The 18,792-nt window shown below is 69.4% G+C and carries 19 protein-coding genes; 15 read left to right on the forward strand and 4 right to left on the reverse strand.

The window, feature by feature from the left end; translation table 11 throughout:
- Positions 1-6: 6 nt before the first annotated feature.
- The 9 genes from narH to PCQ86_RS03230 all read left to right on the forward strand — a co-directional run bounded on the left by narH (position 7) and on the right by PCQ86_RS03230 (position 7,624).
- The gene (gene narH, locus PCQ86_RS03190) at positions 7-1,530 is read left to right on the forward strand and encodes a nitrate reductase subunit beta (RefSeq protein ID WP_270174848.1); all 1,524 of its coding nucleotides are present in this window, start codon (positions 7-9) and stop codon (positions 1,528-1,530) included.
- Between the two features lie 19 nt (positions 1,531-1,549).
- Entirely contained in the window at positions 1,550-2,248 is a 699-nt protein-coding gene (gene narJ, locus PCQ86_RS03195; protein ID WP_270174849.1) for a nitrate reductase molybdenum cofactor assembly chaperone, read from the forward strand.
- Positions 2,245-2,979, forward strand: a complete 735-nt coding sequence (gene narI, locus PCQ86_RS03200) for a respiratory nitrate reductase subunit gamma (RefSeq protein ID WP_012655473.1) — start codon at positions 2,245-2,247, stop codon at positions 2,977-2,979. The genes narJ and narI overlap by 4 nt, the downstream gene beginning before the upstream one ends.
- Positions 2,980-3,070: 91 nt before the next feature.
- A complete protein-coding gene (locus PCQ86_RS03205; RefSeq protein ID WP_172205677.1) occupies positions 3,071-3,907 on the forward strand; it encodes a peptidylprolyl isomerase in 837 nt (278 codons plus the stop codon).
- 21 nt (positions 3,908-3,928) lie between these two features.
- Positions 3,929-4,606, forward strand: a complete 678-nt coding sequence (locus PCQ86_RS03210; protein WP_011803901.1) for a carbonic anhydrase — start codon at positions 3,929-3,931, stop codon at positions 4,604-4,606.
- A 39-nt stretch (positions 4,607-4,645) separates the two neighbouring features.
- Positions 4,646-5,980: an NnrS family protein gene (locus tag PCQ86_RS03215; RefSeq protein WP_270174850.1), complete on the forward strand. Its 1,335-nt coding sequence runs from the start codon at positions 4,646-4,648 to the stop codon at positions 5,978-5,980.
- Between the two features lie 5 nt (positions 5,981-5,985).
- Positions 5,986-6,648, forward strand: coding sequence for a nitroreductase family protein (locus tag PCQ86_RS03220; RefSeq protein WP_011803903.1), 663 nt, complete (start codon positions 5,986-5,988; stop codon positions 6,646-6,648).
- Positions 6,649-7,074: a hypothetical protein gene (locus PCQ86_RS03225; protein ID WP_011803904.1), complete on the forward strand. Its 426-nt coding sequence runs from the start codon at positions 6,649-6,651 to the stop codon at positions 7,072-7,074.
- A gap of 4 nt (positions 7,075-7,078) precedes the next feature.
- On the forward strand, positions 7,079-7,624 hold the full coding sequence (locus tag PCQ86_RS03230; RefSeq protein WP_270174851.1) for a hemerythrin domain-containing protein: 546 nt from the start codon (positions 7,079-7,081) through the stop codon (positions 7,622-7,624).
- 234 nt (positions 7,625-7,858) lie between these two features.
- Here the strand turns inward: PCQ86_RS03230 and PCQ86_RS03235 are convergent, their stop codons facing one another.
- From PCQ86_RS03235 to PCQ86_RS03245, 3 genes are all read right to left on the reverse strand, one after another.
- On the reverse strand, positions 7,859-8,149 hold the full coding sequence (locus PCQ86_RS03235; RefSeq protein ID WP_012655478.1) for a BTH_I0359 family protein: 291 nt from the start codon (positions 8,147-8,149) through the stop codon (positions 7,859-7,861).
- A gap of 176 nt (positions 8,150-8,325) precedes the next feature.
- Positions 8,326-9,558 carry a DUF3108 domain-containing protein gene (locus tag PCQ86_RS03240; protein ID WP_270174852.1) on the reverse strand — a complete coding sequence of 411 codons (1,233 nt, stop codon included), beginning with the start codon at positions 9,556-9,558 and terminating at the stop codon, positions 8,326-8,328.
- A 4-nt stretch (positions 9,559-9,562) separates the two neighbouring features.
- Complete coding sequence (locus PCQ86_RS03245) at positions 9,563-10,351, reverse strand: IclR family transcriptional regulator (RefSeq protein WP_270174853.1); 789 nt, start codon at positions 10,349-10,351, stop codon at positions 9,563-9,565.
- A 115-nt stretch (positions 10,352-10,466) separates the two neighbouring features.
- On the opposite strand from PCQ86_RS03245, the gene PCQ86_RS03250 reads away from it, so the two are divergent.
- Both PCQ86_RS03250 and PCQ86_RS03255 read left to right on the forward strand, forming a co-directional pair.
- Positions 10,467-11,450, forward strand: coding sequence for a fumarylacetoacetate hydrolase family protein (locus PCQ86_RS03250; RefSeq protein WP_011803909.1), 984 nt, complete (start codon positions 10,467-10,469; stop codon positions 11,448-11,450).
- A gap of 76 nt (positions 11,451-11,526) precedes the next feature.
- Positions 11,527-12,495 carry a Bug family tripartite tricarboxylate transporter substrate binding protein gene (locus PCQ86_RS03255; RefSeq protein ID WP_270174854.1) on the forward strand — a complete coding sequence of 323 codons (969 nt, stop codon included), beginning with the start codon at positions 11,527-11,529 and terminating at the stop codon, positions 12,493-12,495.
- Between the two features lie 64 nt (positions 12,496-12,559).
- Here the strand turns inward: PCQ86_RS03255 and PCQ86_RS03260 are convergent, their stop codons facing one another.
- Complete coding sequence (locus PCQ86_RS03260; protein WP_270174855.1) at positions 12,560-14,626, reverse strand: molybdopterin-containing oxidoreductase family protein; 2,067 nt, start codon at positions 14,624-14,626, stop codon at positions 12,560-12,562.
- A 121-nt stretch (positions 14,627-14,747) separates the two neighbouring features.
- On the opposite strand from PCQ86_RS03260, the gene PCQ86_RS03265 reads away from it, so the two are divergent.
- The 4 genes from PCQ86_RS03265 (at position 14,748) to PCQ86_RS03280 (ending at position 18,760) form a co-directional block, all read left to right on the forward strand.
- A complete protein-coding gene (locus tag PCQ86_RS03265) occupies positions 14,748-15,896 on the forward strand; it encodes an ABC transporter substrate-binding protein (protein ID WP_011803912.1) in 1,149 nt (382 codons plus the stop codon).
- Between the two features lie 115 nt (positions 15,897-16,011).
- Positions 16,012-17,217: a M20 aminoacylase family protein gene (locus PCQ86_RS03270; RefSeq protein ID WP_012655485.1), complete on the forward strand. Its 1,206-nt coding sequence runs from the start codon at positions 16,012-16,014 to the stop codon at positions 17,215-17,217.
- Positions 17,218-17,317: 100 nt separating this feature from the next.
- Positions 17,318-18,418, forward strand: a complete 1,101-nt coding sequence (locus tag PCQ86_RS03275; RefSeq protein WP_270174856.1) for a M14 family metallopeptidase — start codon at positions 17,318-17,320, stop codon at positions 18,416-18,418.
- A gap of 84 nt (positions 18,419-18,502) precedes the next feature.
- Entirely contained in the window at positions 18,503-18,760 is a 258-nt protein-coding gene (locus PCQ86_RS03280) for an acyl-CoA-binding protein (RefSeq protein WP_220638432.1), read from the forward strand.
- The last annotated feature ends 32 nt before the right edge of the window (positions 18,761-18,792 follow it).

Here is an 18,792-nt window from a genome sequence, read left to right on the forward strand (position 1 = left end):
GACACGATGAAAATTCGCGCACAAATCGGCATGGTGCTGAACCTGGACAAGTGCATCGGTTGCCACACCTGTTCCGTCACCTGCAAGAACGTCTGGACCAGCCGTCCCGGCGTGGAATACGCCTGGTTCAACAACGTCGAGACCAAACCCGGCATCGGCTACCCCAAGGAATGGGAAAACCAGGACAAGTGGAACGGCGGCTGGGTGCGCAACCCGGACGGCTCCATCGCCCCCCGCCAGGGCGGCAAGTGGAAGCTGCTGATGCGCATCTTCGCCAATCCCAACCTGCCGCAGATCGACGACTACTACGAGCCCTTCACCTTCGACTACGACCACCTGCAGTCGGCCCCCGAGATGAAGGCCGCGCCCACGGCGCGCCCGCGCAGCCTGATCACGGGCCAGCGCATGGAAAAGATCGAATGGGGTCCGAACTGGGAGGAAATCCTGGGCGGCGAGTTCTCCAAGCGCAGCGCCGATGTGAACTTCGAGCAGGTCCAGAAGGACATGTACGGCCAGTTCGAGAACACCTTCATGATGTACCTGCCGCGCCTGTGCGAGCACTGCCTGAACCCGGCGTGCGTGGCATCGTGCCCCTCGGGCTCGATCTACAAGCGCGAGGAAGACGGCATCGTGCTGATCGACCAGGACAAGTGCCGCGGCTGGCGCATGTGCGTATCGGGCTGCCCCTACAAGAAGATCTACTACAACTGGCAGACCGGCAAGGCCGAGAAGTGCATCTTCTGCTACCCGCGCATCGAGGCGGGCCAGCCCACGGTGTGCTCCGAGACCTGCGTGGGCCGCATCCGCTACCTGGGCGTGCTGCTGTATGACGCCGACCGCATCCAGGAAGCCGCCAGCGTGGAGCGCGACCGCGACCTGTACGAGGCGCAGCTGGACATCTTCCTGGACCCCAACGACCCGGACGTGATCCGCCAGGCCAAAGCCGACGGCATCTCCGACGCCTGGCTGGAAGCCGCCAAGAACAGCCCCGTCTACAAGATGGCTGTGGACTGGAAGATCGCACTGCCGCTGCACCCCGAGTACCGCACGCTGCCCATGGTGTGGTACGTGCCGCCGCTGTCGCCCATCACCTCGGCGGCCAACGCCGGCCACCTGGGCGTGAATGGCGAGATTCCCGACGTATCGCAGCTGCGCATCCCCGTGCAGTACCTGGCCAACCTGCTCACCGCCGGCGACACCGGCCCTGTGGTGCTGGCGCTGGAGCGCATGCTGGCCATGCGCGCCTACCAGCGCGGCATGCATGTGGACCGTCAGCAGAACCTGGCCGTGCTGCAACAGGTGGGGCTCACGGTGCATGAAGTGGAAGACATGTACCAGGTCATGGCGATCGCCAACTACGAAGACCGCTTCGTCATCCCCTCGGCGCACCGCGAGTACGCCGAGAACGCATTCGACCTGCGCGGCGGCTGCGGCTTCTCGTTCGGCAACGGCTGCTCCGACGGCTCCACGGACGTGAGCATGTTCGGTGGCAAGAAGCGACGCACCATCCCCATCAAGGCCACGGTCTGAGGCGAAAGGAAGAATTGCCATGTTCCAGAAAACGCCTGAATCCCTGCGCCTGACGCTGCGTGCGCTGGCGCACCTGCTGGGCTATCCCGATGCCGCGCTGCGTGCGAATGCGCCGGCGCTGCTGGACGCGTTGCGGCTGGAGCGCGCCCTGCCCGAGGCGCGCATGCAGGAGATCGAAGCCCTGTGCCGCCAGCTGTGTGCCATGGAGCCCTACGAGGCCGAGGCGCGCTACGTCGACACCTTCGACCGCGGCCGCCAGACCTCGCTGCACCTGTTCGAGCACGTGCACGGCGACTCGCGCGAGCGCGGCCCCGCGCTCATCGACCTGATGCAGACCTACGAGAAGGCGGGCCTGCAGTTCGATGCGCAGGAACTGCCCGACCATCTGGCGGTGGTGCTGGAGTTCGCCTCCACCCAGCCGCCGGCCGTGGCGCGCGAATTCCTCGGCGAGATGGCGCACATCCTCAATGCGCTGTTCACCGCGCTGACCAGCAAGGGCAACCCCTACGCCTGCGTGATCGCGGCGGTGCTCGAAGTCGCCGGCCAGCGCGTGCAGGCCGTCGCCATCGCGCCCGAGCCGGGCCTGGACGACGCCTGGGCCGAGCCCGAGGCATTCGACGGCTGCGCCACCCGCGGCCAGAACCGCCCGGACCAGCCCCAACCCCTGCATTTTGTGCGCAACGCACGCACCACCTCGTCCCAAGGAGCCTCGGTATGACCGCCTGGATCGACAACCTCTTGTTCGGCCTGTACCCCTACATCTGTCTGGCCGTTTTCTTCATCGGCAGCTGGGCGCGCTTCGACCGCGACCAGTACACATGGAAGAGCGACTCCTCGCAGCTGCTGCGCCGCGGCAGCCTGCGCTGGGGCAGCAACCTGTTCCACGTGGGCGTGCTGGTCCTGTTCTTCGGCCACTTCGTGGGCATGCTCACGCCGCACGCGCTGTACGAGCCCTTCATGAGCGCAGGCGCCAAGCAGATCATGGCCATGGTTGTGGGCGGCGTCGCCGGCACCCTGGGCTTCATCGGCGTGACGCTGCTGCTGCACCGCCGCCTGACGGATGCGCGTATCCGCGCCACCTCCAAGACTAGCGATATCCTGCTGCTGTGGGTGCTGTGGGTGCAGTTGGCCCTGGGCCTGGCGACCATTCCGCTGTCGGCGCAGCACCTGGACGGCTCGATGATGATGCTGCTGGCCGAATGGGCGCAACGCATCGTCACCTTCCGCGGCGGCGCCGTGGAACTGTTGGCCAATGCCGGCTGGGTGTTCAAGGCGCACATGTTCCTGGGCATGACCGTGTTCCTGATCTTCCCGTTCACCCGCCTGGTGCACGTGTGGAGCGGGTTTGGCACACTGGCCTACATCACGCGCCCGTACCAACTGGTGCGCGCCCGCCGCATGAACCTGCCCGCAGGCCACAACCAGCCGGGCAATCGCAACGCGCTATGAAGTAAATAGCTGCCAGCGCTTGCTGGTAGCGGGCTGGAGGCCAATTTCGCTTGAAATCGGCTTTCGGCCTCCCAGCCTCCAGGAGAACCCCATGAGCAACACCACCTGCGGATCGGGCGGCTGCGGCTGCGCCGGCAGCACCGACAACCTCCCACAGGAAGACGCCGCCCCGGTGGCCCGCATCAATGGCGTGCCTTTGCACGCCGACGGCGAGATCCTGCCGCCCGATGCACTGCGCCAGCGCGCCTGCACCGAGCTGCTGCGCCAGCAGGCGCAGCGCGAGGGGCTGTTGTCGCAAGACGACGCGCCGGGCCTGGACGGCGCCACCAGCGCCGAGGCATCGCAGGCCATCGAGCGCCTGCTCGACCAGGCCCTGCAAGTGCCCGAGCCCTCCGAGGAGGCCTGCCGCCGCTACCACGCCGCCCACCCGACGCTGGGCGGGCAGGGCGAGCGCGTGCGGATGCGCCACGTGCTGTTCGCGGTCACCCCGGGGGTGGATGTGAAGCTGCTGCGCCAGCGCGCCGAAGGCGTGTTGCTGGATCTGCGTTGCGCTGACGATGACGGCGCGCGCTTTGCCGCCGCGGCGGGACAGTGGTCCAACTGCCCCAGCGGGCAGGAGGGCGGCGATCTGGGCTGGCTGTCGGCCGAGGACTGCGCGCCCGAGTTCGCGCGCGAGGTGTTCGGCACGCAGGAAGTGGGTGTGCTCTCGCGCCTGGTGCACAGCCGTTTCGGCCTGCACGTGGTCGAGGTCTGCGAGCGCCAGCCGGGCCAGGAGCTGCCCTTCGAGCAGGTGCGCGCCAGCGTGGCGCTCATGCTGCGCCAGCAGGCCTGGGTCAACGCATTGCGCCAGTACCTGCAGTTGCTGGCGGGCGAGGCCGAGGTCGAGGGCGTGCACCTCGATGCGGCCGATACGCCGCTGGTGCAGTAGCGCCAGGCAGGGGAGACACCCATGCCTGACGACGAGCTGCTGCAACGGCTGCGCCGCTTCCATCTGGATGCCTTCCCCCAATACCGCGAGCAATTCCAGACGCTCGTGGACGAGGGGCAACACCCGACGACCCTGTTCATCGGGTGCTCGGATTCCCGTTTGCTGCCCTACCTGCTGACGGGGGCAGGACCGGGCGAGCTGTTCCTGGTGCGCAACGTGGGGGCCTTCGTGCCGCCCTACGACGGCTCCTACGGCCACCACGGCACGGCCGCCGCCATCGAGTTCGCGGTGCTCGAACTGCATGTGAGCCGCATCGTCGTGTGCGGCCACAGCCACTGCGGCGCCATCAAGGCGCTGTATGGCGAGGTCTCGCCCGAGGCGCGCAACCTGCAGCGCTGGCTGGACCTGGGCCGCGAGGCCGCGCTGCCCGTGCAGCCCGGCCCCGAGGCCCTGCGCCGCACCGAACAGCGCGCCGTGGTGCTGCAACTGGAACGCCTCATGGAGTACCCCATGGTGCGCCGCCGCGTCGAGGACGGCAGCATTGCGCTGCATGGCTGGCACTACGTGATCGAGGAGGGCGAGGTCCACGTGTTCGACGTGGCCACCGGCGGCTTCGTGGCGGCGTCCAAGGCCAAGAGCAGCGGCACGGGCCCGTATGCGCCGTATGTGGAACATGATGGGCAAGTGCTGGTGGACTGAGGAGGTGCACGCTGGCCACACTGGGCGAGGCCCACGCCCATGACTGAAGTGCGGCGCCGCACCGTGCCCCTGCGCAGCGAGCCCGCCGCGCCGGGCCGGCCCTCGGCCGAGGCGCTGGCGCGGCTGGACCGGCGCTGGCGGCCGCGCTACCTCATGCTGGCGCCGCACCGGCTGGGGTTCTTCCTGGCGATGCTGCTGCTCATGGCCTCGGGCCTGTGGTGGGCTCTGGTGCAGATCGACCGCGTGAGCGGGGCGCTGGCATTGCCATACGGCGTGGCGCCGTCGCTGGTGCACGCGGCGGTGATGACGTTTGGCTTCATGCCGCTGTTTTTCGCCGGCTTTCTTTTCACCGCGGGACCGAAGTGGCTGCATGTCGAGCCCTGGCCGGTCTCCCGCGTCATGCCGCCCCTGCTGCTGCAGGCCGGCGGCTGGCTGGTGTGGCTCGCCGGCGGTTCCTGGGGGCTGGTGGTTGCGCTCGCCGGCTGCGCTGCCGCGTTCCTGGGATTGGCATGGATGACGGTGCTTTTCATCCGCCTGGTCCAGCGCAGCACGCTGCAGGACCGTTTGCATGCGCGCGCCATTGCCGCGGCCTGCCTGGTGGGCTGCGTGTGCGTGGCGGCGCTGGGGCTGAGCCTGGCGGGCGGCCGTGGCGACCTGGCGCGTGCCTGGGTGCTGACCGGGCTGTGGGGGTTCGTGGCCGCGGTCTTCGTGGTGGTGGCCCACCGCATGATTCCTTTCTTCACCTCGGCCGTGCTGCCCATGGTGCAGGCATGGCGCCCTTTCTGGGTCCTGTGGCTGATGCTTGCCGCGGTGGTGGCCGAGGCGCTCGCCGTCTGGCTGCCGTGGCTTGGCTGGGCGCCCGCGCTCGACACGGGCGGGCTGCTGGTGCGTGGCGCGCTGGAGTTGTCGGTGGGGGCCTTGCTGCTGTGGCTGGCCTACCGCTGGGGCCTGCTGCAGAGCTTGGCGCAGCGCCTGCTGGCCATGCTGCACATCGGCTTCATCTGGCTGGGGCTGGCCTTCGTGGGCCATGGCCTGGCGCACGGGGTGCAGGGTCTCTACGGCAGCGCTGCCGGGGAACTGGGCGCGCTGCATGCGCTCACCATGGGGTGCCTGGGCTCGCTCATGCTCGCCATGGTCACGCGCGTGTCCTGCGGCCATGGCGGCCGCGCGCTGGTGGCGGACCGCCTGGTCTGGACGCTGTTCTGGGTGCTGCAACTGGCGACCGTGGTGCGGCTGGCGGCGAGCGCGCCATTGCCCTGGTCGCCCGTGCTGTTGGCCGTCGCGGCCCTGCTGTGGGCTGGCATCATGGCGGTGTGGGGCCTGCGCCTCATCGGCTGGTATGGCCGGCTGCGCGCCGATGGCCGGCCGGGGTGAATGCCATGGAACAGGAGAGACCGGTGCCTCCACAGGCCTTGAACAATGCAGCCGCCACGGCGGAACTGGCCGCCGCGCTGCTGCAGGCGCGCCAGACCATCCTGCCCAAGCGGCTGGGCGCGCCGGGGCCGGACGCCGCGCAACTGCAGGCCATATTGGCCGCGGCCGCGCATGCGCCGGACCATGGCTGTCTGCTGCCCTGGCGGTTTGTCTTGGTGCCCGACGCGGCCCGCGCGGCGCTGGGCCAGGCGTTTGCCGATGCGCTGCGCGAGCGCGACGCGCAGGCCACGCCCGAGCAGCAGGAGCAGGCGCGCGAGAAGGCCCTGCGCGCGCCCGTGTTGCTGCTGGTGGTGGTGGACGAATGCGGGGGCGATCCCGAGATCGCACCCAGTGAGCGGCTGGTGTCCGCGGGTTGCGCGGTGCAGAACCTGCTGCTCATGGCGACCGCGCTGGGTTTTGGCTCCGCGCTCACAAGCGGCAAGGCGCTGCAGTCGCAGGCGCTGCGCGGGCTGTTCGCGCTGGGCGAAGGCGAGCGCGCGCTGTGTTTCGTGAGCGTGGGAACGGTCGTGTCGCGCAAGCCCGTGCGCGCGCGGCCCGTGCCGGCGCAGTATGTGGGCACGCTGGTGCCCGGCCGGGGCGTGCAGCCTTGGCCGCAACAAGGGGAATGAATGCAAGTGAAAACCGAGATCAACAGTTTTGACGACCTGCTGCGCGCCGCGCGCAGCCACCGCGAGCGCCAGCGCCTGCTGTTCGTGTTTGCTGGCACAGAGCTGCCCGACGAGGCCACGCCGGAGCAGCGCGAGCGCTTCGCGCAGGGCGAGGGCGGGGTGCTGGTGCCGCTGATGTGCGTGGACAAGCTGCCCGAGGAGTTGGAGTCGTTCGACGCGCTGGTGCGCGAGTCGCAGCAGTTCGAGCAGCCTGGCCAGCCCTGGCGCCTGGTGTTCACCGCGGCGCTGTCGGGCACGGCGGCGCAGGCGCCGTCCGACGACGACGCCGACAAGGTGCTGCGCCGCATGGTGGAGGCCGTGAAAACGGGCGCTTTCAGCGCCTATCTGCCCTTCAACCGCGACGGCCAGCCCGTGCGGCTGGGCTGACGCCATGGCCAGCCGTGTGTCCCTGCCCGGTCTGCACACGCCAGGCGCGGGCTTTGACGAGCCGTTCGAGATGCTGGGCGCCTGCCATGACCGCGTTCGCCGCTCGCTGGACCTGCTGCAGCGCCTGCGCGACTACCTCAAGACGCACGCCTGCGATGACTCCGCCCGCCAGGCGGCGCGCGACGTGCTGCGCTATTTCGACATCGCCGCCCCGCTGCACCACGAGGACGAGGAACTCCACGTCTTCCCGCCCCTGCTGGCCGGTGGCGACGCCGCGCTGACGGACCTGGTGCGCCAGCTGCAGCGGGACCATGTGCTGATGGCCGAACGCTGGGCTGCCGCGCGCGTGGGGTTGCAGGCGCTGGCCGACGGGGCCGTGCAGGCGTTCACGCCGGCGCACGAGACGGACTTGGACCGGTTTGCGCAGTGCTACGACGATCACCTGCGCCATGAAGACGACCGCATCTATCCCGCCGCGCGCCCGCTGCTGGACGACCCCGCACAGCAGTCCATGGGGCAGGAGATGGCGCGTCGCCGCGGCGTGCGTTGATTGCTATTGAAATATGAGCTGCTAACGCTTGATGGATAAGCGCTAGAGCCATTTTTCATCTGAATCTGACGGGCGGCTGCGCGCCGCTGTTCGTCAGCGGGCGGCCCCCAAAAAGAAGGCGCCGTGGCCAAGGCCACGGCGCGCTGTGCCCCTCACGGGGCGGCGACCCGCCGGGGGCGACCCGCCGGGGGCGGACCGCAACGGGGGCCTGGCCCCCGAAACTCTGGTGCCGCGTCAGTGCACGATCACCGGGTTCTGCGCGAGCCCGACATAGCCATCCAGCGTGTCCTCCACCTCTTCCTGGGTGGGCGTGTTGCGCTGCCAGGCCAGGATCTGCTGCTGGAACATCTCGGCCCAGGAGCCATCCAGGTACACCTCCTTGCCGGAGCGCTTGTCCACGATCTCGAAGCCGTGGCGCACCAGTTGTGGAACGGCGGGCGTGGCGGCTTCGCTGGCGCTGTCGGGGGTTGCGTCTGCCAGCATGTGGACCACCACAAAGGAGTCGGAGTCGTAGAGCATATTCATGGCGTGTCCCCCTATCGGTATGCCTGTCAGATTGCAGCGGATCGGCAGAGTTCAAGTCCCCGCGCCCCGCCGCTGGGACCAGTATTCCACGGAAAAGTGGCCGTGCCGGCCTTCGTGCGCGGTCGCGGCCTTGTCCCACGCCGGAACGCGCCCGCCGCCCGCGGCAAATGCCGGCATCAGGGCGTGTCGTGATGGCTCAGGGACAGGTCGGCGAAGTCACCGTTGGCCTGCGTGAGGCGGATGCGCACCGGCAGATAGCCCATGTCCGTGCCCAGCCAGAGTTCGGCCTTCTGGTCGTAGCGCTGGTCGGGGCGGGGCAGGCGCTGCAGCTTGAGCGCGGGCGTGCGGCCGGCGGGCAGCTCCAGCGTTTGCGGCCCTTCCACGGTGAAGGTCCAGCGCTCGGCGCTGCGCGCACCCACGGTGGTCAGCGTGATCCGGGTGCCAGGGGGGTAGCGTTCGGGAGCGGCGGCCAGCAGGGCGCCCAGCTGGATGAACACGCTCAGCCGGTCCTGGGCGCCGCTGCCGATGGCCGCGCGCGGGGCGTTGGCGCTGAAGATCACCTCGCCGCGCTCGAAGTCGAAATGCGCTGCGCGCTCGCTGCGCGACTTGTCGCCGAAGCGCGTGGGGCGCAGCCCTTGCGGCGTGATTTGGCCCACGCTGCTTTGCGAGCGCGCTCCCAGCAAGAAGGCCTTGATCTGCTGGCGCGCCTCGTACTGCGTGCCGTCCTGGCGCCACAACAGTTCGGCGCTGGCGTTGTAGTGGAACTTCTTCACCTCGCCCGTCACGTCGAACGCCAGCCGCGCCGAGGGCGGCAGGCGTACCGGGGGCGGTTCGGTGCCGGCCACGGCACCCGCGGCGCCGGGGGGCAGAATTTCCACGCCCGCGGTCAACGCGGGCGCCTCCTGCGCCGGCTGGGATGCGGCGGCGGCTGGCGCGGACGCGCTGGAGGCTTCGGCCATTGCGGGCATGGCCGGATCGCTGGCCGGGGAGAGGGGGGCGGAGGGTGCCTGGGGCGCCGCGGCGTCCGCCGGCACTTCGGGGGTGGGGGCGGAGGAATCGGCCGGCACCTCGGCAGGGGGCTCCGCGGGCGAGGGTGCGGCTTGCGCGGGCGCTTCCATGACAGGTGCGGGCTCGGCGTGCCGCGTGGGGAGCGGTGCCTCCACGGGCGGCGGCGGTGGCTTGCGCACGGGACGGGGGCGCGGCTTGGGGGCCGGCGGCGGCACTGGCGCGGCCTGGGGTTCCGGGGGAGGCGGGGGCGGGGGCGGGGGCGGGGGCTCCACCATCCGCGTATGGAAGGCCAGCCGCTGCGGCGCGCCCTGGTCCGTGCCGCCCCGCGGCAACCCGACCAGCACCAGCCAGTGCAGGGCCAGTACCACGGCGGTCAGCAGCAGCAGGGAGCGGCGCGGCATGCGTTCAGCCGGGTGTGGCGGCGTGACCCAGGTCGCGCGAGAGCTGCTCCGCCGCGGCGCGCAGCGGGGCCTCTATCGCGCCGCCCCAGGCCGCATCGAACGTGGCGGCGGGGCCCAGGGTGGTGATGGCCAGGGCCAGGTGGCCGCCGGCGTCGAACACGGGCGCGCAGAAAGCGTGGATGCCCGGCAGCAGCGTGTCCAGCACCCGCGCGCAGCGGCGCTCGCGCACCTCGTGCAGCAGTGCCTGCACGCCGGCCTCGTCGTGCGGCAGGTCGGCGCGGCCCTGGCGGGTGGCGAGCGCGAGTTCCTCGGCCAGCAGCGCGGCCGTTTTCTCGCGTGGCAGGTAGGCCGCAAAGCAGCGGCCCGTGGCGGAGCTGAGCAGCGGCATCACGTCGCCCAGGCGCAGGTTGGCCGTGAGCGCGCGTGGTGCCTCCTCCCAGTGCACGATGGTCGGTCCATGGTTGCCCCAGACGGCCAGCGCCAGCGTATGGCCCAGCGCATCCATGAGTGGCGCCATGCGCTCGCGCGCCAGCCGCATGGCATCGAGGCGTACCAGCGAAGCAAGTCCTAACTTGAGTGCCGCAGGACCCAGGTCGTAACGGGCGTTGCGGGCGTCCTGCACCACCAGGCCCAGGCGCTGAAAGCTCACCAGGTAGCGGTGGGCCTTGGCGGCGCTCATGCCGGCCTCCTGCGCCAGGTCCTTGAGCATCAGCGGCCCGCGGGCGCGCGACAGCGCGTCCAGCAGCGCGAACCCGACCTCCACCGACTGAATGCCGACGCGTTCCTTGTCCATCTGCACTAGAATTTTGGAGTTTTGTTTAGTTAAATCAATTCACTGGATCGTAATTTGTGCCAGGCGAGAGGGCTCGCGCGGCGCAGGCGATGCATTCACCCGGAGACCCAGGCCCATGAAACTTGCTACCTACAAAGACGGATCGCGCGACGGCCAGCTTGTCGTGGTGTCGCGCGATCTGGGCACGGCCCATTATGCGACCGGCATTGCCAGCCGCCTGCAGCAGGTGCTGGACGACTGGAACTTCATGGCGCCCCAGTTGCAGGACCTGTACGACCAGCTCAATGCCGGCCGCGCGCGCCATCCGTTCCCCTTCGATCCGCAGCAGTGCATGGCGCCGCTGCCGCGCGCCTACCAGTGGGCGGACGGCTCGGCCTACATCAACCACGTGGAGCTGGTGCGCAAGGCGCGCAATGCCGAGGTGCCCGCCAGCTTCTACACCGATCCGCTCATGTACCAGGGCGGCAGCGACGACTTCATCGGCCCCTGCGACGACGTGGTGGTGCCCAGCGAGGCCATGGGCATCGACTTCGAGGCGGAGATCGCCGTCGTCACCGGCGACGTGAAGATGGGCGCCAGCCCGGAGCAGGCCCTGGACGGCATCCGCCTGGTGATGCTGGCCAACGACGTCAGCCTGCGCAACCTGATCCCGGCGGAGCTGGCCAAGGGCTTCGGTTTCTTCCAGTCCAAGCCGGCGACCGCCTTCAGCCCCGTGGCGGTGACGCTGGACGAGCTGGGCGACGCCTGGCAGGGCGGGCGCGTGCACCTCACGCTGCAGTCCACCTGGAACGGCCGCAAGGTGGGCATGTGCGACGCGGGGCCGGAGATGACCTTCCACTTCGGCCAGCTCATCGCGCACATCGCCAAGACACGCAACGTGCGCGCCGGCTCCATCGTGGGCAGCGGCACGGTGAGCAACAAGGACTGGGCCAAGGGCTACAGCTGCATTGCCGAAAAGCGCTGCATCGAGACCATCCAGGACGGCCAGCCCAGCACCGAGTTCATGCGCTATGGCGACACCATCCGCATCGAGATGAAGAACAAGGCCGGCCAGAGCCTGTTCGGCGCCATTGACCAGACCATTGCCGCGCCGCAGTAGTTTGAGGTCATTTTGGGCCGTAGCGCCCGTCCATCAAGAGCGAGCAGCTATTAATAAAAGAGCAAAGAGACAACCGATGGAACGCAGAACCTTCCTGGCGGCCTGTGCCGCCACGGCGGCGGCGCCGTGGACACGCGCCGACACGGGCTATCCCAGCCAACCCATCCGCTGGGTGGTGCCCTACCCGGCGGGCGGCGGCACCGACGTGCTGGCGCGCACCGTGGCCGAGGCCATGCGCGGCGGGCTGGGCCAGCAGATCGTGGTGGACAACCGGCCTGGCGCGTCCACCAACATCGGCAGCCAGATCGTCGCCACCGCCAAGCCGGACGGCTACACCGTCATGTCGGCGGACAACGCGCTGCTGGCCTACAACGAGCACCTGTACCGCCGGCTGCCCTTCCACCCGGACAAGGACTTCACGTACATCGGCGGGCTGTCGCGCTTTCCTCTGGTGCTGGTGGTGAATCCGGCGTTCGCGGCGCAGACCTTCCAGGACTTCCTGGCCTATGTGAAGGCCCACCCCGGCCAGGTGAACTACGCCTCGCCCGGCAACGGCTCGCCGCACCACCTGGCGATGGAGTTGTTCAAGCACCGCACGCAGACGTTCCTTACGCACATTCCCTACCGCGGCGCGGCCCCGGCGGTGCAGGACGTGATGGGTGGCCAGGTGCCCTGCATGTTCCTGGACCTTGCGGCCGGCCTGCCGGTGATCCAGTCGGGCAAGGTGCGGGCGCTGGCCATCGGCGCCGCACGGCGTGCGGCCGCGCTGCCGCACGTGCCCACGCTGGCAGAGGTGGGCGTGGCCGATGCCGAGGTCTATGCGTTTCAGGGCCTGCTGGGCCCGGCCGGGCTGCCGCCGGCCATCACCGCGCGGCTGAATGCCGCGCTGAACCAGGCGTTGGCCGCGTCCGAGGTGGTGGAGCGCATGCGGGCCTTTGGCATGGAACCGCTGGCCGGCACGCCCGAGCAGTTCCACGCGCTGGCCCGCGCCGAGGCGCGGCGCTGGGGGCCGGTCATTGCCGCCACGGGCGTGAAGCTGGATTGAGGTTTGGTGCCAAAAGTGGCTGTAGCGCTTGACAGTCAAGCGCTATCAGCTCACTTTTTGATAGTTAAGAGGCCAGCGGCTCCACCTGCACCCGGCAGTCGTAGAACGTGGGCCCCGCGCCCAGGTCGGTCAGGGCCTGGCTGGTCAGTTCGTTCACGTTGGTGCCGTTGTGGCCCAGCTTGCGCCACCACACGCCCAGGCCGTTCACCACACCGGGACGGGCGCGCCCGTTGAGCGCGGCGTGGCAGGCGTAGCTGCCGCGGTCGTTGAACACGCGCACCAGGGCGCCGTCGGCAATGCCGCGCGCCGCGGCATCTTCGGGGTGGATCTCCAGCAGCGGGCGGCCTTCGATGTCGCGCAGGCTCTGCAGGTTCACGAAGGTGGAGTTGAGGAAGTTGCGCGCCGGCGGCGAGATCATGGCCAGCGGGTAGTCGGCCGAGGTGCCCGCGCCCTCGTGGTTGGGCACGTAGCCCGGCAGCGGATCCAGCCCCTGGTCGGCCAGCCGCTGGCTGTAGAACTCGCATTGGCCCGAGGGCGTGGGAAAGCCGCCGTCGGCGAATGGCGCATCGGGCACGGACAGGGGCGCGAAGCCCTGTTCCAGCAGCAGATCGAAGTCCACCTTGTCGCCATAGGCCTGGCGGCACAGTGCCTCGTCGCTGTCGGCAAAGCAGGGTTCGGTGAAGCCCATGCGCGCGGCCAGGTCGCGGAAGATCTGCGCATTGCTGCGCGCCTGGCCTTGGGGCGCAATCGCGGGCCGGTTGAGCAGCACGTCGGTGTGGCCGTAGGCCAGGTGCACGTCCCAGTGCTCCAGCTGCGTGGTCGCGGGCAGGATGTAGTCGGCGTAGTCGGCCGTGTCGGTCTGGAAGTGCTCCAGCACCACGGTGAACAGGTCCTCGCGCGCAAAGCCGCGCACCACTTGGCGGGAGTCCGGCGCCACGGCCACGGGGTTGCTGTTGTAGACCACCAGCGCCTCGATCTTCGGCCCGAAGCTGGGCGATGCGTCGCGCAGCAGGTCGTCGCCGATGGTCACCATGTTGATGGTGCGCGGGCTGCGGCCCGCCAGCAGGTCGGGGCGCTGCAGCGCGGCCCGGTCCACGGGGAAGCTGCCGGAGCTGGACAGCAGCACGCCGCCCGCGCGGTGGCGCCAGGCGCCCGTGAGTGCCGGCAGGCTGGCGATGGCGCGCACCGCGTTGGCGCCGCCGTGCGCGCGCTGCACGCCGTAGTTCAGGCGGATGGCGGCGGGCCGCGTGGTGCCGTAGTCGTGCGCCAGCCGGCGGATCTGCTCCACGGGCAGGCCGCAGACCTCGGCCGCGCGCTCGGGCGGCCACTGCAGGGCGCGCTCGCGCAGTTGCTCCCAGCCCAGCGTGTGCCGGGCGAGGTAGTCGTGGTCCAGCCAGTCGTGCACGATCAGTTCGTGCATCAGCGCCAGGGCCAGCGCGGCGTCGGTCCCCGGGCGCAGTTGCAGGTGCTCATGGCATTTCTCGGCCGTCTCGCTCTTGCGCGGGTCGATGCAGACCAGGCGGGCGCCGTCGCGTTTGGCCTGCTGCGCGATGCGCCAGAAATGCAGGTTGCTGCCGATGGAGTTGCTGCCCCAGATCAGGATGAGCTGGGCCTCGGCGAAGAACTCCACCTTCATTCCCACCTTGGCACCCAGCGTGTGCACTAGGCCTTCGCCGCCGGCCGTGGCGCAGATGGTGCGCGCCAGCAGCGACGCGCCCAGGCGGTGGAAGAAGCGCCGGTCCATGCTCTCGCCCTGCACCAGCCCCATGGTGCCCGCGTAGCTGTAAGGCTGGATGGCCTGGGGGTCGCGCGCGGCGATGTGCGCCAGGCGCGCCGCGATGTCCCCCAGCGCTTCGTCCCAGCTCACCGGTGTGAACTGCCCACTGCCCTTGGGGCCCGTACGTTTGAGTGGCGTGAGGATGCGCTCGGCATGGTGGGTGCGCTCGGCGTACTTCGACACCTTGGCGCACAGCACGCCGCCGGTCTGCGCATGCGCCGGGTTGCCCTGTACGCGCACGGCGCGGCCGTTCTCCACGGTGGTGAGCAGGGCGCAGGTATCGGGGCAGTCGTGGGGGCAGGCGCCGCGCACCTGGTGGGTGGCCGAAGCGTCGGGGACGGGAGTCGGGAGCATGTGTGGGGACTTTGGTGAGGGATGAACCGGGGGAAACGGGCTTCGGTAAACTTCGCGCCGGGCACTCCGTTTAACGCAGTGCCTTATTTATTTCAATAATGGTTTACTCTGAGGGTTTTCTATGCATTCAACGCGGTTGAGCCGCCGGCAATTCTCGGCAGGGATGGGCGCGGCCCTGCTGACCGGCGCATCCCTGACGCGCGCGCAGAGCGACACGCGCATTGTGCTGGGCCAATCCGCGGCCCTGACCGGGCCTGCCAGCCAATTGGGCCTGCAGTTCCAGGCGGGTGCCAAGCTGGCGTTCGACCAGGTCAACGCCCAGGGCGGCATCGGGCGGCGCACCATCGAGCTGCGCTCGCTGGACGACGGCTACGAGCCCGACCGCTGCGCCGAGAACACGCGCCGCCTGATCAATGAGGACGTGCTGGCCCTCTTTGGCTACGTGGGCACGCCCACCAGCCTGGCCGCGCAACCACTGTTCACGCAGGCCAAGGTGCCGTTCTTCGCGCCCGTCACGGGCGCGGAATCCCTGCGCCAGCCATTCAACCGCCTGGCCTTCCACGTGCGCGCCTCCTACGCCGATGAGGCCGAGCTCATCGTGCGCCAGCTCACCAACCTGGGGCTGGACCGCATCGGCGTCTTCTACCAGGACGACGCCTACGGCAAGGCTGGCCTGGACGCCGTGACCCGTGCACTGGCCACGCGCAAGCTGGCGCCCGTGGCGACCGGCACGGTGGCGCGCAACTCCGCCAACGTGACGGCTGCCGTGGCGCCGCTGGTGGCGGCGCAGCCCGTGGCCATCGTGCAGATCGGTGCCTATGCCGCCAGTGCGGCGTTCGTGCTGGCCGCGCGCAAGGCGGGGTACGGCGGCAAGTTCTACAACGTGTCCTTCGTGGGCACGCAGGCCCTGGCGGATGCGCTGGGCGCCAACGGCGCGGGCGTGGTGGTGTCGCAGGTGGTGCCTTCGCCCTACCAACAGTCGCGCCAGATCACGCGTGAATTCCAAGAGGCCATCAAGAAGGGCGGCAACGTGCAGGCCAACTACTCCAGCATGGAGGGCTACCTGGCCGCGCGCGTCTTCATCGAGGGGCTGCGCAACGCGCAGGCGCACGCCAGCGGCAAGCTCACGCGCGAGAGCCTGGTGGCGGGGCTGGAATCCCTGCGCGGTTCGGTGGGCGGTTTTACGGTCAACTTCAGCCCGTCCGACCATGAGGGCTCGCGCTTCGTGGAGATGTCCATGCTCACCGGCGACGGCCGCGTGCGCACCTGAGCGCTCCTCGCCCGCCGGCGCCATCGGCGGGTCGCAGGGGCTTCGGGCCCGCTTCGGCGCGGATCGGGGAGCACGGCTAGACTGTGGCATTCTCAGGACGACAGGCCCGATCCCCATGAACATCATCGACTCCATCGCCCGCGAAGCGGCCGCCATCGCCGAGGTGCGGCGCGACATCCATGCCCATCCCGAACTGTGCTTTCAGGAGGTGCGCACGGCCGACGTGATCGCGGCCAAGCTCACCGAATGGGGCATCCCCATCCACCGCGGCCTGGGCACCACCGGTGTGGTGGGCATCGTGCACGGCCGTGACGGCGGTGCCTGCGGCCGCGCCGTGGGCCTGCGCGCAGACATCGACGCCCTGCCCATGCAGGAGTTCAACACCTTCGCGCATGCGAGCAAGCACCAGGGCCGGATGCACGCCTGCGGCCACGACGGCCACACGGCCATGCTGTTGGCGGCGGCGCAGTATTTCTCCAAGCACCGCGACTTCGACGGCACCGTGTATTTGATCTTCCAGCCCGCGGAAGAGGGCGGCGGCGGCGCGCGCGAGATGATCAAGGACGGCCTGTTTGAGCGGTTCCCCATGCAGGCGGTGTTCGGCATGCACAACTGGCCGGGCATGCCGGCCGGCAGCTTTGCCGTGAGCCCCGGCCCGGTGATGGCGTCAAGCAATGAGTTCAAGATCACCATCCGCGGCAAGGGCAGCCACGGCGCCATGCCGCACATGGGCATCGACCCCGTGCCCGTGGCCTGCCAGATGGTGCAGGCGTTCCAGAACATCATCAGCCGCAACAAGAAGCCCATCGAGGCGGGCGTGATCTCGGTGACGATGATCCACGCCGGCGAGGCCACCAACGTAGTGCCCGACAGCTGCGAGCTGCAGGGCACGGTGCGCACCTTCTCCACCGAGCTGCTGGACATGATCGAGCGCCGCATGCGGCAGGTGGCCGAGCACACCTGCGCCGCGTTCGAGGCGCGCTGCGAATTCGAGTTCGTGCGCAATTACCCCCCCACCATCAACTCGCCGGCCGAGGCCGAGTTCGCGCGCCAGGTGATGGTGGGCATCGTGGGTGAAGACAAGGTGCTGGCGCAGGAGCCCACCGGCGGAGCGGAGGATTTTTCCTTCATGCTGCAGGCCAAGCCGGGCGCCTATGTGTTCATCGCCAACGGCGACGGCGACCACCGCGCCATGGGCCACGGCGGCGGTCCCTGCACGCTGCACAACCCCAGCTACGACTTCAACGATGCGCTGATTCCGCTGGGCGGCACCTATTGGGTGGAACTGGCGCGCCAATGGCTGGCACAGCCCACGGCCTGAGAGGTTCCGGGTCCCCGTGAGGCGGCCTTCACACGGCTGACATGCCCAGGCTCCACCGTTGCGCGGTGGGGCCTTTTTTACATGTCCAAAGGGGGTTTCGATGATCGGTATCCCGCAGGCGTTCGCCGCAAGTTACGCACAGGCGCGGGCCCAATTTGTTGGCGCCGCGGCGGTGGCCGGTCTGGCGCTGCAGCCGCAGGTGCATCCGCTGTGCGGCCCCAATGGCGAAACGCTGGCGCTGGACGTGGTGCGGGATGGGCCGCTTGACGCGCACCGCCTGCTCATCGTGAGCAGCGGCTGCCACGGCGTGGAGGGCCTGTGCGGCAGCGGCGTGCAGGTGTTCGCACTGCAGGATGACGAGTGGCGCGCCAAGGCACGGGCGCAGCGTGTGGCCGTGCTCTACCTGCATGCGCTCAACCCGTACGGCTTCGCCCACCTGCGCCGCGTGACGCACGAAAACGTGGACCTGAATCGCAACTTCGTGGACTTCAGCCAGCCGTTGCCGGCCAACCCCGCCTACAGTGCGCTGCACCCCGTGTTGTTGCCGCCCGAATGGCCGCCCAGCGAGGCCAATACGCAGGCCTTGCTCGGTCTGCTGAATGCGCACGGCTTGCAGGCGCTGCAGGCGGCGATCACCCGCGGGCAGTACCAGCACCCCGACGGCCTGTACTTCGGCGGCACGGCGCCCACCTGGAGCAACTGCACGTTGCGCGCCGTGCTGCGCCGCGAGGGCGCGCGCGCCGAACGCATCGCCTGGGTGGACCTGCACACGGGCCTGGGGCCGAGCGGCCATGGCGAGCGCATCCATGCGGGGCGCGACGAGGCGCAGGCCCTGGCGCGTGCGCGCCGCTGGTGGGACGGGGGTGGCGCCACGCCGGTCACATCCACCGAAGACGGCTCCTCCACCTCCGCGCCGCTCACGGGGCTGATGTGCCACAGCGCCTATGAAGAGTGCCCGCAGGCGGAAGTCACTGCCCTCACGCTGGAGTTCGGCACGCAGCCCGCGCCCGCCGTGCTGCAGGCGCTGCGGGCGGACCATTGGCTGCACCGGCATCCCGAGGCATCGCCCGCCCTGGCTGCGCGGGTCCATGCCCAGATGCGCGAGGCCTTCTACACCGACACCGACGCCTGGAAGGGCCAGGTGATCAGCCAGGCGCGGCAGGTGCTGTTCCAGGCCGTGGATGGGCTGTGCATGGCGTGATCCTGGGGAGGCTTTAAAAAAGAACGGTCGTTCGTGTTTTGACTACACTGTGCGGCGATACCAACCCTGAACCGGAGACACTCCATGTCCGATCTGAACGCCACCTTCGAGGCCGCCGTGGCCAATTCCAAGAACCTCAGCGAGCGCCCCGACAACCCGACGCTGCTGAAGATCTATGCGTTGTACAAGCAGGCCACCGCCGGCGACAACGCCGAGAAGAAGCCGAGCTTCTCTGACATCGTGGGCCGCGCCAAGTGGGACGCTTGGGAAAAGCTCAAGGGCACGTCCGGCGACGAGGCCAAGCAGCAGTACATCGACTTGATCGAATCCCTGCGCGGCTGAGCGCTGTGGGCCCGCCAGCGTGCGGGCCAACC

This window comes from Diaphorobacter sp. ED-3 (assembly GCF_027625375.1).
Taxonomy (GTDB): Bacteria; Pseudomonadota; Gammaproteobacteria; order Burkholderiales; family Burkholderiaceae_C; genus Diaphorobacter; species Diaphorobacter nitroreducens.